We start from the raw sequence: 14,786 nt of genomic DNA, 5'->3' as shown, positions 1-14,786 counted from the left end.
CGCCGCACAGGTGATGCGGCAGACCACTGCATGCTTCGCGGCTGTCACGATGCGCAAACCGTGCGACAACGCAGACTGACCGGCTCAGCAGAGCCAGCGCATGGAAAGGCATGCGGATCAGCGATACTACGCATTCCTGGCAGCACACCTGCGCCAACGTAGTCCAGGGATCTTCGCCAACAGGCGATCTGCAGCGTTTGTCGACCCGGTCAAGGCATGCAAAAGAAACCGATCTTCTTCGACCCCACCGGCCGACGCGCCAGCCATGTCTCGCGGCTGGCGCTGCTTGCCGGCGTGGTCAGCACGCTGTTCGTGGTGGTCTGCGCGATCAGCCTGTTCGTCGGGCCGAGCATGAGCGGCATTCACCTTGGCGGACAAGGCAAGGCCCGGCATGGGCTGAGCGGGGTGAAGGCGGCTGATCCGGAACTGCTGAAACCGGCCGCCAAGCTGGCCGCCGAGGTACGCGCCCGACAGAAGCTGCTGCATCCGCCGCGCACGCATGCCGGCAAGGGCAATGCGGCACGCACGCCGCCGCCCCTGTCGCTGGACAAGCCGGCCGACCGGCCGCTGGCGATCGGCTTCTACGTCAACTGGGACGACACCAGCTATCCGTCGCTGAAGCGTGCGCTGCCCACGCTGGACTGGGTGATCCCCACCTGGATGAGCGTGAGCGGTGCGGACATGGCGCTGCATACCAGCGTCGACGCCAAGGCGCTGAACCTGATCCGCACGCAGAAACCCACCACGCCGATCCTGCCTTTGTTGCAGAACGCCGTGGACAGCAAGTGGGACGGCGAGGGCCTGACGCGCATGCTGGCGGATCCCGCGCTGCGCCAGGCACGCATCGCGCAGATCGTCGCGTTCGTCGACGCGAATCATTTCCAGGGCGTGACGGTGGACTTTGAGGAAGTGCCCGAGAGCGCGCAGAAGAACCTCAAGGCCTTCCTCAATGAGCTCAACGACGCGTTCGACCCGCACGGATGGGGCATCGTGCTGACCGTGCCGTTCGACGATGCCTCGTGGGATTACAAGGGCTACGCCGACATCGTCGACTTCGAACTGCTGATGGCCTACGACGAGCACTGGGCCGGCAAGGATCCGGGCAGCATCGCCAGCCAGGACTGGTTCGAGCGCACGCTCGACAAGCGCATGAAGGTACTCGACCCGGACCAGACCATCGTGGCGATCGGCAGCTACGGCTACGACTGGGCGCATGGCCAGACCGCCGAGACGCTCACCTTCCAGGACGCGATGGATCGTGCCACCGATGCGCAGGCCAACATCACATTCGACCCCGACAAGCAAAACCCGCGGTTCTCCTACAGCGAGGACGACGGCACCGCGCATCAGGCATGGTTCCTCGACGCGGTCACCGCGTACAACCAGATCCACGCCGCCGACGACTACAAGCCCTACGGCTACGCGCTGTGGCGGCTGGGTTCGGAGGATCCATCGATCTGGTCGGTGATGGGCCGCAACTACGGCGCACCGGCACCGCAGCAATTGCGCACGATCGGCGCAGGCGAAGACATCGACTTCGAGGGCCCGGGCGAGGTGCTCGAAATCGCCGCCCTGCCTTCACCGGGCGCACGCACCATCGAGCTGGACAAGGATGACGGCAGCATCGACGACGAGAGCTATACCAGCCTGCCCAGTTCCTATGTGATCCAGCGCGCCGGCACCTTGCCGCACAAGATCGCGCTGACCTTCGACGACGGCCCCGATCCGGAGTGGACGCCGCAGATCCTCGACATCCTCAAGGCCAAACATGTGCCGGCGACGTTCTTCATCATCGGCGCGAACGCCGAGATGTCGCCGAAACTGGTGCAGCGTGAAGTCAACGAAGGTCACGACGTCGGCAACCACACCTTCACCCACCCCAACCTGGGTGACAGCCCACCCAGCATCGTGGCACTGGAACTCAATGCCACCCAGCGACTGTTCGAAGCGCTGACCGGCCACTCGATGCGGCTGTTCCGCGCGCCCTACTTCGGCGATGCCGAACCGACCACCGCCGACGAGCTGGTGCCGATCGAGATCGCGCAGAAGATGGGCTACCTCTCGGTCGGCCTGCACATCGATTCGGAGGACTGGCAGCGACCCGGCACCGACCAGATCGTCAACAATGTGCTGACCCAGATCGCCACCACCAATCCGGACCGCAAGGGCCAGGTGGTGTTGCTGCATGACAGCGGCGGCGAACGCTCGCAGACGGTGGCGGCGCTACCGCGCATCATCGACGGCCTGCGCGCGCAGGGTTACGACTTCGTCACCGTGTCGACCCTGGCCGGCCTCACCCGCGACCAGACGATGCCGCCATTGCCGCCCGGCTCGCTGTCGCGCTGGGCCGACCGCTCGGTCTTCCTTGCCCTGGGCGTATTCGGTCATTTCATCCGCTGGCTCTTGATTGCGGCGATCTCGCTGGGCGTCGCACGCCTGTTGCTGCTCGGCGGACTTGCCCTGTGGAACCAGGCGCGCGAGCGGCGACGCAGCTTGCCTGTGCTCGGCGATGATCCACCGCTGGTCTCGGTGCTGATTCCCGCCTACAACGAGGAAAAAGTGATCGCCAGCTCGATCCGCCACATCCTGCGGAGCCGCTATCGCAACCTGGAGATCGTCGTCGTCGACGACGGTTCCACCGACGCCACTTCGACGGTGGTCGGCGAGCATTACGCGCACGAACCGCGCGTGCGGCTCATCACCATCCCGAACGGCGGCAAGGCGCACGCGGTCAACACCGCGCTGCACGAATCGAACGGTGCGGTGGTGGTGGCGCTGGATGCCGATACCCAGTTCGAGCCGGACACGATTCCACGGCTGGTGCGCTGGTTCACCGATCCGAAAGTCGGCGCCGTCGCCGGCAACGCCAAGGTCGGCAACCGGGTCAACCTGATCACCCTGTGGCAGGCGCTGGAATACATCACCGCACAGAACCTGGAGCGCCGCGCGCTGGCTGCGCTGGGCGCAATCACCGTGGTGCCAGGCGCCGTCGGCGCATGGCGGCGCGAGGTGCTGGAGCAACTCGGCGGCTTCCCTGCCGACACGCTGGCCGAGGATCAGGACCTCACTCTCGCCGTGCAGAAGGCTGGCTACCACACCTTGTTCGACAGCGAGGCGATCGCCTGGACCGAGGCGCCGGATACCGCCGGCGGACTCGCCCGTCAGCGCTTCCGCTGGTCCTACGGCACCCTGCAATGCCTGTGGAAACATCACGATGCGATCTTCCGCCCACGCTATGGCGCACTCGGCATGGTCGCCCTGCCGCAGGTGTGGCTGTTCCAGATCGTGTTCTCGGTGGTATCGCCGCTGGTCGATCTGGTATTGGTCTGGCAGATCATCGCCACCGGCCTGGACTACCTGCAGCACCGCGGTCAGTTCAACGACGAAAACCTGATCAAGATGCTGATCTTTTACGCCGCCTTCATGGCAGTCGATCTCGGCGCCGCCGCACTCGCCTTCGCGATGGAGAAGAAGGAGAAGTGGAGCCTGATGTGGTGGCTGGTGCTGCAGCGTTTCGGCTACCGCCAGCTGATGTACTACGTGGTGGTTCGTTCCGTCTGGACGGCTATCCGCGGGCCTTCGGTTGGCTGGGGCAAGCAGGAGCGCAAGGCGACGGTGAACACCAGCGATGAGTTGAAGTCGTGAGCGACGTCCCTGAGTCTAGTTCGCCAGTGGCTCGGTCAGCACAGGCCGACGCACGCTCAAGGCGGTACCCGCCGCCGCCACAATGATCGTCACGATGGCCAGCCACTGCAGCAGGCTGAGCTGTTCGCCCAGCAATGCCACGCCGGCCACCGCCGCGATCGCCGGCTCCACGCTCAACAAGGTGCTGAACGTGCGCGCCGGCAACCGCGTAAGCGCGACCATCTCCAGCGAATACGGCAGCGCCGAGCTGAGCACCGCCACGCCCAGCGCATACGGCAACAGCGCCGGCGACAGCAGTGCGCTGCCGGCATGCGCGATCCCGAACGGGATCGCCAGCAACGCACCGATCGAGGTGCCCAGCGTCACCGCATCGGCACCGTAGGCCGCGCCCGCCTTCTTTCCCAGCACGATGTACAACGCCCAACCCACGCCGGCAGCCAGCGCATAGATCACGCCGACCGGATCGAGCGCCTGCATCTGCCCGCGCAGCGGCAGCAACAGGGCCAGTCCGGCCACCACCAGCGCGATCCAGATGAAGTCGAGCAGCCGACGCGAACCGAACAGCGCCAGCGCCAGCGGCCCGGTGAACTCCAACGCCACCGCGATGCCCAGCGGGATCGTGCGCAGCGACATATAGAACACCAGGTTCATTGCACCCATCGAGAGGCCATAACCCCACAGCGCGCGCCAGTCGCGCCGGCTACCGGACCAACGCCAGGGCCGTCGCCACAGCAGCAGGATCAGCGCGCTGAATCCCAGCCGATAAGCGGTAGCGCCCTGCGCGCCGACCTGTGGGAACAGGTGCTTGGCCAGCGACGCGCCGCATTGGTACGAGACCATGCTGACCAACAGCATGCCGACCGCGAGCGCGAGCGGAGCAACGGTGGTACGTGATGACATGAGCGCAGCCGCGGGGGAGAACAGTGCACCCATGATGCCCGCAGAGCCGGCCAAAACCCACCATGCAGGCCGTCTCGTCGTCGTCATTGCTGACAGCGCGTGGCAGCAATGGCGGCACGACTCGCGAGATGATGCATGGATGTCTAGACTCAACCCCACGAGACTTGCGCTCAGGCCTATCGCTTAGCAAGCTCGTTGTATCCGCCACCCAAAGCGAACATCCCAAAGCACGAATTTGAATAGTCTCTCGAACAGGCTTCTAGTGCACACGGCACACTGGCCTCGCGTTCACGCTTGAAGGTGGAGAGTCATGACCGCAGAAAAAACGACGATTTCCTTCGGCTGGCGCATCTATGGCCTGGGCGTGATGGCGTTGGGCATCCTCTGCCTGGCGTGGGGTACCTTCGACACCGGGCAGCCGGTGCCCAAGGACTTTCCCGACCGCACCACCCTGGCCTATGTCGTTGCGGCGTTCATGCTCATCGCGGGCGCAGCCGTCGAATGGCGTCGAACCGTGGCCTGGGGCGCTGCGGCGCTCACCGCCTACTACACGCTCATCGTCGTCATCCTGATGAACGGCCGCGTGGTACTCGCCCATTACACCGAATACGGTACGTATGAAAGCATCGCCGAGCAGCTCGCGATCGCGGCGGGTGGCTTGATCGTCTACGCCGCCCACGCCCGGATCAATGCGACCCTGGCCGCACGCCTCACGCGCCTGGGCCAACTGGCGTTCGGGGTTTGCGCGTTGATCTTCGGCGGGGCGCATTTTGTCTATATGAACTTCACCGCCCCACTGGTCCCCCACTGGCTGCCGCCTTCGCAAGAGTTCTGGGCTTATGCGACCGGGCTTGGCCATATCGCGGCGGGCCTTGCGATCCTGACGGGCGTGCGGGCCCGCCTCGCCGCGATCCTGCTGACCACGATGTATGCGTCCTTCACCGTGCTGGTGCACGGGCCGATGCTGGTGGCCAATCCCTCCAGCCACTGGATCATGAGCGAGAACGCCCTGAATCTCGCCCTGATCGGTGCCGCCTGGGTCGTGGCGGACTCGCTGCGCCCGCGGGTGGCGCCTGAGCTTCGACGTTGAATCCGTTGCCGCAAGCAGGCAATTCAGAAGTGGCGCAGCACTCTCTTCTCTCAGCCGTTGCCGCGCACCCGCATCGTCAACCCCTTCAGGAAATTCCGTAGCAGCTGGTCACCGCACAACTTGAAATTCTTGTGGTCGGGCTGACGGAACAGCGCACTGAGTTCGGGTTTGGAGACCGGGAAACCGGCACTTTCGAGGATCTGGTGCATGTCCACGTCCTTCAGCTCGAACGCCACGCGCAGCTTCTTCAGCACCACGTTGTTGGTGACGCGTTTTTCCACCGGACGTGGCGGCAGGCTTTCGTCGCGGCCACGACGGTAAAACACCAGGCCGTCGAGGAAATGCGCCAGCATCTTGTTGCTGCACTCGACGTAACCCGGCTCCTCGTCCTTCTTCAGGAACGCCTGCACATCTTCCTTCGCGATCGGGAAATTCGCGTCCGCCAGATGGGTGATCTCCACCACCTTGCCGTCGCTGAGGTCGAGCATGTAGCGGATGGCGCGCAGTACGTCGTTGTTGATCATGGCAGGTCCGGCAAGTCACTTGGAAAGGCGCCATGCTACCGCGTCGGTCAACCGGGCACCCGCCAACAGCCCGGCGCGACATGGGAAACTAAGTCGCATGAGTGAATCGCTGCACACGCTGACGGGCCTATGCCGGCATCAGGAAGAGATCCGCAAAAGCCGTTTCCTTGCCCTGGCCGCCCCGGTGGAGTCGAGTGCGCAGGCGCTGGCCTTTTTGCGTGAAGTGGGCGATCCGGCCGCCACGCATAACTGCTGGGCATACCGCATCGACCAGGACTACCGTTTCAACGACGACGGCGAACCCGGTGGCACCGCCGGGCGGCCGATCCTGCAGGCGATCGAAGGTCAGGCGATGGATCGGGTGATGGTGGTGGTGACGCGCTGGTATGGTGGCATCAAGCTCGGCGCCGGCGGCCTGGTACGCGCCTATGGCGGTACGGCCGCCGAATGCCTGCGCCGCGCCGAACGCGTGCCGATCGTGGCGATGGCGCGGCTCAGCGTGCATTGCGACTTTGCCGAGCTGGCCCTGCTCAAGGCGCGGCTGAAGGAACTGCAGGCTGAAGTCGAACATGAGGTTTTCGGTGCCGATGGCGTGGAGTTTCAGCTGCGCCTGCCAGCAAACCGCGTGGCCGAAGCCCTGTTGCGAGTCAGCGACATCAGCCGCGGCCGCAGCGCCACGAGACGCCTCGATTGAGCCCCCGTAGGAGCGCTGCCCCAGATCGAGTCCGGGGCAGGCTCTGTGCGCGATGCTTTTCCTGTGGGAGCGACTTCAGTCGCGATAGCTTTCTGGGTGACCAGCAAGAGCATCGCGACTGAAGTCGCTCCCGCACTTGTTCGCGCCCTTGCTGCGCTCCCGCGTGCAGCAAGGGCTGGCTGAATGCTGAAAAGGCACCGCCTGCGGATTGAATCAGCCACGATCCACCCCACTTCAATAGCCGCGTGCCGCTGTACGCACCTTCTGCGACCCATCCTGCGAGAGCTCATGAGCGACGCCACCAGCGACACGCCCCGCCCTGCCCGCCGCCTCGGCGCCTTGCGCCAGCTCTGGCCTTTCCTGAAACCGCACCGTGCTCTGGCGATCGGCTGGCTGCTGTTCCTCGCACTGTCGTCCGGTGCTTCGCTGGTGCTGCCGATGGCGTTTCGCCACATCATCGACCAGGGCTTCGGCCATTCCAGCTACGCGGTGATCAACCGCACCTTCGCCGCCATGTTCGGCGTCGCGCTGGTACTCGCCGTTGCCACCGCCGCGCGCTACTTCTGCATCACCCTGTTGAGCGAACGGGCGCTGGCGTCGTTGCGCAAGACGCTCTACGCGCACGTGATCCGGCTGGATGTGAGTTTCTTCGAGCGCAGCCGCGTCGGCGAGCTGCTCTCGCGCCTCAGTGCCGATACCGAGGTGGTGCAGGTGCTGATCAGCTCCGGCATCTCGGTGGCGTTGCGCAGCGCCGTGATGCTGCTCGGCGCGGCGGTGGCGATGGTGTGGACCGCGCCGTCGCTGGCAGGGCTGACCGCGCTGGTGATTCCGGCCGTGATGCTGCCGATCCTGGTGTTCGGTCGTCGCGTGCAGAAACTGTCGCGCGCAAGCCAGGATCGGCTGGCCGATGCGGCAGCGATTGCCAACGAGACCTTGAACGCGTCCACCGCCGTCAAGGCATATGCGCGCGAAGACATCGAAAGCACCCGCTACGGCAGTGCGATCATCCGCGCGCTGGCCACGGCTCGGCGGCGTATCGGCATGCGTTCACTGCTGACCATGTCGGTAATCGTGCTGGTGTTCGGCGCGATCACCCTGGTGTTGTGGGCCGGCGCCCGCCACGTACTCGCCGGCACGCTCGATCCCGGCGTGCTGGGCCAGTTCGTGCTGTATGCCATTTTCGCCGCCGGCTCGGTAGCGGGATTGTCCGAAGTCTGGGGCGATGTGCTGCGTGCCGCCGGCGCGATGGAGCGCATCGGTGAATTGCTCGGTGAGCGTGCCGACATCGTCGACCCCGCACAACCGACGACGCTGCCGCAGCCGATGCATGGCGCGCTGCGTTTCGATGCGGTGACCTTCCACTACCCGACGCGACCGGATACTGCAGCACTCCACGACTTCACGCTGGACATCAAGCCTGGCGAAACCGTCGCCCTGGTCGGGCCGTCCGGTGCCGGCAAGAGCACGGTATTCGCGTTGCTGCTGCGCTTCTACGATCCACAGAGCGGCCGCATCGAGATCGACGGCATCGATCTGCGTGCCGCGACTCTGTCCGACCTGCGCGGCGCGATCGCACTGGTGCCACAGGAAACCGTGATCTTCGCCGGCAGCGCGGCCGACAACATCCGCTTTGGCCGACAGGACGCCAGCGACGAGGAAGTACGCGAAGCCGCACGCGCAGCTGAAGCGCACGACTTCATCAGCGCACTGAACGACGGCTACGCCGCCGAACTGGGCGAACGCGGCGTGCGCCTGTCCGGTGGCCAGCGCCAGCGCATCGCGATCGCCCGCGCGATCCTGCGCGACGCACCGCTGCTGCTGCTCGACGAAGCCACCTCGTCACTCGATGCGCAGTCCGAAGCGGCGATCCAGCAGGCGCTGGAGCGACTGGAGAAAGGCCGCACTACCTTGGTCATCGCCCACCGCCTCGCCACCGTGCAGCGCGCCGACCGCATCGTGGTGATGGACGGCGGTCGCATCGTGGCGCAAGGCACGCACGAAAGTCTGCTGGCTGAGGGTGGCTTGTATGCAGAGCTGGCGCGGTTGCAGTTCGTGGCTTGAGGGGCGATCAACAGATTACCGACGTGGCCGAGGTGCTACCTGATGCACGGTGACACCTTCGCGATGGAGGCGGCGGGCTCGGCATTTCCACGATCAGGCGAGGACGGCGATGTCCTTTCGCCGTCCTCGCCACCGTTCCTGCTGCCGGACCAAACTGATCCTGCGGATAAAGACCCGCGCAGTCAGTTCGTGTCCGGTGTCAGGCGCTGCGCCGCGACGGTGCCGATGACATATTGCATTACCGTCGTGCCGTCTTGTGCAAACTGAGTGATCGAGAAGGTGCCCGAGTAGGTGTTGCCGCCGCGATCCAGTTGAATCTGTTCGCGGATATTGGCCGGCCCGTAGAAGACCGTCCCGCTGTTGTCCCAGCCCAGCGCATAGTGGTTGAGCTTGTAGCCATAGACGCTGGTGTGCCGGTAAACACCCATGCAGAAATTGCTGCTCGGCGGCGGCTTTCCGGAATTCATGATCTCGGTGCCGTCAGCGTGCCAGGTCACAAAGCCCGCATCTATGGGAGCGCCGTCCGGGATCTTGGGATTGTTATTGCCCTTCGCCGTGAAAGTGAATTGCCACAAGCCGGTGATCGGCTCGAGAAATTGCAGCGGGTTCACGACACTTGCCGCGGCACTATTGGAGGCTGGCGAGGCCTGGGCGGCCGCCGAAGCCTCGACTACCGACGCCGCCGCACTGCTCGACAAGGTATGTGGCAACGACCAATGGATCGAACTGGGGAAGCTGTAGCCAGTGATGCTGCAGGCATCCGCCTTGGTGGAAAGCGCGGCAGCGGACACTCCCAAGGCAGCGAGGGCGATGGCTGTATGCAAACGGGTATTCATGGCAGGTCTCCTTATTGAGGATTGATGACCCGTGCTGGCCTTACCGCACCGGCAGCGGCTCGCTAGGGAGCATGCTATTCACCGGATCGGAGAGCATGAGGGTGCGAGAGGGAAATGGTGAGACATTGCGGCAAAACCGCTTGATCGGACGATATGAATCGGGGTGATAATGCGAGGGTGGGCAAGGAAAAACCTCCAGAACATGCGGCACCGGTCGGCGTGTTTTCCTTCGCCGACGTGCAGGTGGACGCCGGTGCGCATCGTCTGACACGCGCCGGGACAGAAGTCGGTCTCGAGCCCAAGGCGTTCGCGGTGCTGCTCGAATTTCTGGCCCATCCAGATCAAATGCTCAGCCGTGACCAGCTGCTCGATGCGGTGTGGGGCCACGCCTATGTCACCCAGGCAACACTCAATCGCCTCGTCGTCCAGTTGCGACGCGCGTTGGGCGACGACATCAAGTCGCCTCGCTGCATCCAGACCGTGCACGGTTTGGGTTACCGCTTCATCGCGCCGCTGACCAGCACGTCGAGCCCGGCACCGTTCGCGTTGAGTTTTGCTCCGCCCGTACACGCACGCCTGCCTGAGCGCACCGGCGCACTAATTGGGCGTGAGCGGACGATCGTCGAACTCAGTGGATTGCTTGGCAGTGCGCGCCTGGTGACGGTGACCGGACCGGGTGGTATCGGAAAGACGCAAACTGCGTTGGAAACGGCGCGTGTGTGCGCACAGGCATTTCCGGATGGGGTCTGGTTGTTCGACTTCACCACACACACGAGCGGCGACAGGCTGGCGCACACCTTGGCCGATGCCTTCGGCATCCGCGAAGATCCTGGCGCGGGCGGTCTGCTCGAAAGACTGGTCGAAGTGCTGCGCAGGCGCAATGTTCTGCTGCTGCTCGACAACTGCGAGCGAGTGGCCGAACCGCTCAGCCATCTCGTTGCGTCTTTGCTGTCCCTGTGTGCAGAGTTGCGCGTGCTGGTAACCAGTCAGCAGTGCCTGCATTGCACCGGCGAAACGATTTATTCCCTGCCGCCCCTGGAAGCGCCTGCGTCGGGTGCCTGGGCCACCGCGGACGAAGTCGCTCGTCTGGCCGTGGTGCCTGCCGTTCAATTACTGCTGATACGGTCGCGTTCGCTGGCTTCAGGATTCACGCTGACACCGACGAATGCCAGCGCCGTAGCCGAGCTGTGCCGCCGCCTGGATGGCTTGCCGCTCGCGCTGGAACTGGCTGCAGCGCGCCTGCGCCTGTTGAGCCCCGAGCAATTGCTGCTACGCATGCAGGATCGTTTCCAGTGGCTGGCGGATGCGCCAGCCGGGCGAAGGGCCCACCACCAGACACTGGGGGCCCTGATCGATTGGAGTTTCGCGTTGCTATCGGAGAAGGAGCAGGAGCTGCTGCGCGCCTTGGGCGTATTCGTCGGTGGCTGGACGCTGGATGGCGCCATCGCCATCGGTGCGGCTTTTGAATTCGATGACGAACAGACGCTGGATCTGCTGGGCGGACTCGTCGACAAGTCGCTGGTCACGGTCGATGCCCGCAGCAACCCACCACGTTACAACCTGCTCGACAGCGTGCGACTGTTTGCACTGGCGCGCCTTGTCAAAAGCGACGACGAGGCGCGTGTCAGACGAGCGCATTTGACGCATTACATCGATTTCACGGCACGCGTGGATGCGGAAATACGTGGTGAACGCCAGCAACTCTGGAATGAGCGGGTGCTGCGGGAGCAGGCGAACCTGCAGGCGGCATTCGATTACGCATTGGCGCAGGTCGATCTCGTCGATGGCACGATCACGCTCTGCGCCAATCTGTGCTGGTACTTCAGGGTACAAGGTAATTACTACCAGGCATGCCGTTGGCTGGACCTGGCGCTTGAGGCATCGCACACCCAGACTCTGCATCGCGCGCGCGCGCTGATCGCCAGTGGCAGCGTCTATCACCATCGCCAGCTACACACACGCGCCGTCGTGCTGCTGCAGGAAGGCATCGCGCTGGCCGCGCAGTTTGGCGACGATGTACTCGCTGCGTCAGGCCAGGGCATGCTTGCGTTCGTACTTGCCATCTGCAGTGACTTAGACGGCTCGGAACGGTGTGTGGAAGCCACATTGTCCGTCGCGGAAGCACACGGCTCAGCCTGGTTACGCTCGATGGCGCTGCTGGGTCGTGGCATTGCTTGTGCGATGCGCGGTCAGCACCGCGATGCCGAAACCTGGTTGAGCGAAGCCGCGGAACTGGTGTCATCGCCTGACGGCGATGTCTTCCAGTACGGTTACGTGGTGATCAATCGCGCCTTGCAGCGGTACCAACTCGATGATGTACGCGGTGCAGCGCAGGACTGGTTGCGCATGCTCGAGTTGAGCATCAGGTTGCAGAACCGGCGCGGTACGGCCGGTTGCGTCGAAGGCGCAGCTTATCTCGTACTCAAGCAAGGCGATGCCGACTGCGCTGCACGGCTGCTTGCCGCGGCCGCGCGCGTGCGCGAACTGACCGGTGTGCCAATATTCCCGCAATGGCACGCAGTGCATGCCGAGGCCGAAGCCCTTGCGCGTGAGACGCTCGGCACGGCGTTCGAGGCCGTCCAGAAGCGGGGTGCCGCCGCGCGATACGAAGACGTGGTCGAGCAGACGCGAGCGCTGTTGAGTGACCTCGTGGCCTAGTCGCGACGCACGAGCCCGAACAAGCCCGATGGATCGTACTTCCGGCGGATGCCTTCGAGCCGCGCACGCGTGGCGGCATCATGCGTCTGCGCCTGCCAGTCAGCCGCCTCGCCAGCGAAATTCGGCTGCATTCCCTCACGTGCCCAAGGTAGTAACGAGGAACGCAGTTCGCGCGCCCACTCGCGCACCTCGGTCAATTTCTCCGGTCCTTGCGCGTGGCCGATCGCATTGATGAAAAAAGGCGCATCACGATGCGCGAAGGCGCTGGCGTCAGCAGGCAGCGCGGCCACGACTCCGCCCAGATGGTGCACATGGACCTCGCACAAGGGATCAGGCGCCATTGCAGCCTTCAGGACCAGCGCATCGATCAGGCCGTCGTCGAGCCCATCCAGGATCGACGTGGTCCAGTAGTAATGATCACCTGCCGGCGCATGCACGTCGAAGGACTGCTGCCAAGCGGCGTATGGCATCGCGCCACCAACTCGGCCCAGTGGCTCGCCGAAGCCGGTGAGTGGCGCCATCGCCTGCTCGCCTTGCGTCGGATCGCCGCTCCAGCAATAAGCAAGTGCGAGGACGCGTTGACCATGCACCCGTGGCGGCAGGAACGGCGCGGGTGGCGCCGCCGTGAACACCAGCATGAACGTGCACGGCTCCGGTGCTGTTGGCACGAATGCACGAAACGCCCGCAGCAGCGCGGGCGCGGCCTCCAACGGATGGAACACGGCACCAGCCAGCACTTCGCCGACCTCATGCAGGCGAAACGCAAAGCGCGTCACGACACCCAGACCGCCAGCGCCGCCCCGCAGTGCCCAGAACAGATCGGCATGCTGCTCGGCACTGGCGACGACGCAACGGCCATCCGCAAGGACGACGTCAGCCGAGAGCAGATTGTCGATCGTCAGACCATATTGCCGCATGAGCCAGCCCACGCCGCCGCCCAGTGTGAGGCCGCCTACCCCGGTGCTCGAAACGAAGCCACCGGTGGTGGCAAGACCGTGCGGCTGCGTCGCTGCATCGACGTCGCGCCACAAGGCGCCCCCTTCGACACGCACGATGCGCGCCCGCGCATCGACCTCGACGCGATTCAGCGCGCCAAGATCCAGCATCAAGCTGCCGTCGCGAACAGCGAGACCTGCCACATTGTGGCCGCCACCACGTACCGTGAGCGGCAGGTGTTCCTTGGCTGCGAATTTGACGGCGATGCTGACATCTTCGGCATCCGCGCAACGTGCGATCGCCAACGGCCGACGATCGATGGCGCCGTTCCAGACACGCCGGCGCTCTTCGTAATCCGGATCGCCGGGGCGCAATAGCGGACCGCGCAGGGCGTCAGCCAATCGCTGCAACGTTTGCGTTCCGGCATGACCAGATTCGGCATCCATCATCCACCCCATTCAACGTTGCTGACGTGAAGTTCCATGCTGGATCACTGCGTCGACCAAGCCTGCCGCCTGCCATCCATCGATGCTCCGCGGCATCGGCTGACTATGCTCCCCGCATGGCTGCCCTGTCATGAGAAGACGGTGAGGATTCGGTAATGAGCAGGTCCGATCGAGACATGCGGCGTTGCATCGCCATCCATCCCCATGCCAAAGCATACCCCCCACTGGTCAGCATGACGCCGAGCGGGCCAACGCAGGGTGCCGGCTCAACGCCGTTTTGACCTACCTGAACCCCACCCCTGCTTTCACCTGATAGTCACGCGTGCTTTCACGCCGTCGTCCTGAACATGGTGGTCCCATCTAGACAGCAGGCGTCGCTGCTGAGTCCTTTCAGCGACGCCTGCGCAAGCTGGCGATACAGCTCGTTTCAACCACCAAGGATTTCCCATGATCAAGCGCATGCTTCCCCTGTTGATTGGACTGTCGATTTGCGGCGCCGCCTTCGCGCAAGACATGCCTGCCACCGCCGCGTCGACGACCAGCACCACGACCACGCACCACACCACCACGGTGACTACGATTACGTGGCCGGCCCAGCCGCCCACGGGCGGATCGACCGAGGATGCCGTCAAGACCGCGATTGCCAACGCCGGTTACAAGGAAGTGAAGGGCCTGAAATTCAAGGACGGTGTGTGGCGCAGCGAGGCTCGCGGCGGCAACAAGAAGTGGGTCAAGCTGGCGGTCGGGCCGGTCAACGGCAAGGTGTATGCAGCCGATGCTCCGTCCAAACTCAACAAGGACGAGATCAGCGCCAAGCTGGCAACGGCCGGTTACCAGAACGTCAAGGACGTGAAGTTCGACAAGGGCCTGTGGGCCGCCGAAGCCAAGACTCCGCATGGCGACGACGTCGACCTGCTGGTCGATCCGGACGACGGCAGCGTGGTGGCCAAGTCGCACGATTGATTCGTTGCGTCTGCGATGGTCGAAGAAGCCCGG

General features: G+C 64.4%; 10 protein-coding genes. 6 read left to right on the top strand and 4 right to left on the bottom strand.

Translation table 11 applies throughout. The features are described from left to right. The first annotated feature begins 216 nt into the window (after positions 1–216). Positions 217–3,645 carry a glycosyltransferase gene (locus B0E48_RS09045; RefSeq protein WP_077517813.1) on the top strand — a complete coding sequence of 1,143 codons (3,429 nt, stop codon included), beginning with the start codon at positions 217–219 and terminating at the stop codon, positions 3,643–3,645. Positions 3,646–3,660: 15 nt separating this feature from the next. On the opposite strand, the gene B0E48_RS09040 is transcribed toward B0E48_RS09045, so the two are convergent. Continuing rightward, positions 3,661–4,545, bottom strand: coding sequence for an EamA family transporter (locus tag B0E48_RS09040; protein ID WP_077518364.1), 885 nt, complete (start codon positions 4,543–4,545; stop codon positions 3,661–3,663). Between the two features lie 310 nt (positions 4,546–4,855). Here B0E48_RS09040 and B0E48_RS09035 point away from each other — a divergent pair, with 310 nt between their 5' ends. Continuing rightward, the gene (locus B0E48_RS09035; protein ID WP_077517812.1) at positions 4,856–5,635 is read left to right on the top strand and encodes a DoxX family protein; all 780 of its coding nucleotides are present in this window, start codon (positions 4,856–4,858) and stop codon (positions 5,633–5,635) included. A gap of 50 nt (positions 5,636–5,685) precedes the next feature. On the opposite strand, the gene B0E48_RS09030 is transcribed toward B0E48_RS09035, so the two are convergent. Next, positions 5,686–6,159 (bottom strand): DUF1456 family protein, encoded by a 474-nt coding sequence (locus B0E48_RS09030; RefSeq protein WP_077517811.1) that lies wholly within the window; start codon positions 6,157–6,159, stop codon positions 5,686–5,688. A 97-nt stretch (positions 6,160–6,256) separates the two neighbouring features. On the opposite strand from B0E48_RS09030, the gene B0E48_RS09025 reads away from it, so the two are divergent. Continuing rightward, positions 6,257–6,853 carry a YigZ family protein gene (locus B0E48_RS09025; RefSeq protein ID WP_077517810.1) on the top strand — a complete coding sequence of 199 codons (597 nt, stop codon included), beginning with the start codon at positions 6,257–6,259 and terminating at the stop codon, positions 6,851–6,853. Positions 6,854–7,141: 288 nt separating this feature from the next. Next, positions 7,142–8,914 (top strand): ABC transporter transmembrane domain-containing protein, encoded by a 1,773-nt coding sequence (locus tag B0E48_RS09020; RefSeq protein WP_077517809.1) that lies wholly within the window; start codon positions 7,142–7,144, stop codon positions 8,912–8,914. A 182-nt stretch (positions 8,915–9,096) separates the two neighbouring features. Here the strand turns inward: B0E48_RS09020 and B0E48_RS09015 are convergent, their stop codons facing one another. Further along, positions 9,097–9,750, bottom strand: a complete 654-nt coding sequence (locus tag B0E48_RS09015; RefSeq protein WP_077517808.1) for a hypothetical protein — start codon at positions 9,748–9,750, stop codon at positions 9,097–9,099. A 153-nt stretch (positions 9,751–9,903) separates the two neighbouring features. On the opposite strand from B0E48_RS09015, the gene B0E48_RS09010 reads away from it, so the two are divergent. Then, positions 9,904–12,408 carry a winged helix-turn-helix domain-containing protein gene (locus B0E48_RS09010; protein WP_077517807.1) on the top strand — a complete coding sequence of 835 codons (2,505 nt, stop codon included), beginning with the start codon at positions 9,904–9,906 and terminating at the stop codon, positions 12,406–12,408. Here the strand turns inward: B0E48_RS09010 and B0E48_RS09005 are convergent. Further along, positions 12,405–13,754 (bottom strand): FAD-binding oxidoreductase, encoded by a 1,350-nt coding sequence (locus B0E48_RS09005; RefSeq protein ID WP_168170329.1) that lies wholly within the window; start codon positions 13,752–13,754, stop codon positions 12,405–12,407. The genes B0E48_RS09010 and B0E48_RS09005 overlap by 4 nt on opposite strands. A gap of 483 nt (positions 13,755–14,237) precedes the next feature. Here B0E48_RS09005 and B0E48_RS09000 point away from each other — a divergent pair, with 483 nt between their 5' ends. Continuing rightward, positions 14,238–14,753 (top strand): PepSY domain-containing protein, encoded by a 516-nt coding sequence (locus B0E48_RS09000; protein ID WP_077517805.1) that lies wholly within the window; start codon positions 14,238–14,240, stop codon positions 14,751–14,753. The last annotated feature ends 33 nt before the right edge of the window (positions 14,754–14,786 follow it).

The sequence above is a fragment of the Rhodanobacter sp. C03 genome, assembly GCF_002001175.1.
Lineage (GTDB): Bacteria > Pseudomonadota > Gammaproteobacteria > Xanthomonadales > Rhodanobacteraceae > Rhodanobacter.
The sequence above is the reverse complement of the archived record's forward strand: the minus strand, read 5'-3'. Positions and strand labels throughout refer to the sequence as shown.

Coding starts and splice junctions, on each gene's coding strand:
- B0E48_RS09015 (WP_077517808.1), bottom strand. CDS start 9,750: ATGAATACCCGTTTGCATACAGCCATCGCCCTCGCTGCCTTGGGAGTG.
- B0E48_RS09035 (WP_077517812.1), top strand. CDS start 4,856: ATGACCGCAGAAAAAACGACGATTTCCTTCGGCTGGCGCATCTATGGC.
- B0E48_RS09010 (WP_077517807.1), top strand. CDS start 9,904: ATGAATCGGGGTGATAATGCGAGGGTGGGCAAGGAAAAACCTCCAGAA.
- B0E48_RS09030 (WP_077517811.1), bottom strand. CDS start 6,159: ATGATCAACAACGACGTACTGCGCGCCATCCGCTACATGCTCGACCTC.
- B0E48_RS09045 (WP_077517813.1), top strand. CDS start 217: ATGCAAAAGAAACCGATCTTCTTCGACCCCACCGGCCGACGCGCCAGC.
- B0E48_RS09000 (WP_077517805.1), top strand. CDS start 14,238: ATGATCAAGCGCATGCTTCCCCTGTTGATTGGACTGTCGATTTGCGGC.
- B0E48_RS09020 (WP_077517809.1), top strand. CDS start 7,142: ATGAGCGACGCCACCAGCGACACGCCCCGCCCTGCCCGCCGCCTCGGC.
- B0E48_RS09040 (WP_077518364.1), bottom strand. CDS start 4,545: ATGTCATCACGTACCACCGTTGCTCCGCTCGCGCTCGCGGTCGGCATG.
- B0E48_RS09025 (WP_077517810.1), top strand. CDS start 6,257: ATGAGTGAATCGCTGCACACGCTGACGGGCCTATGCCGGCATCAGGAA.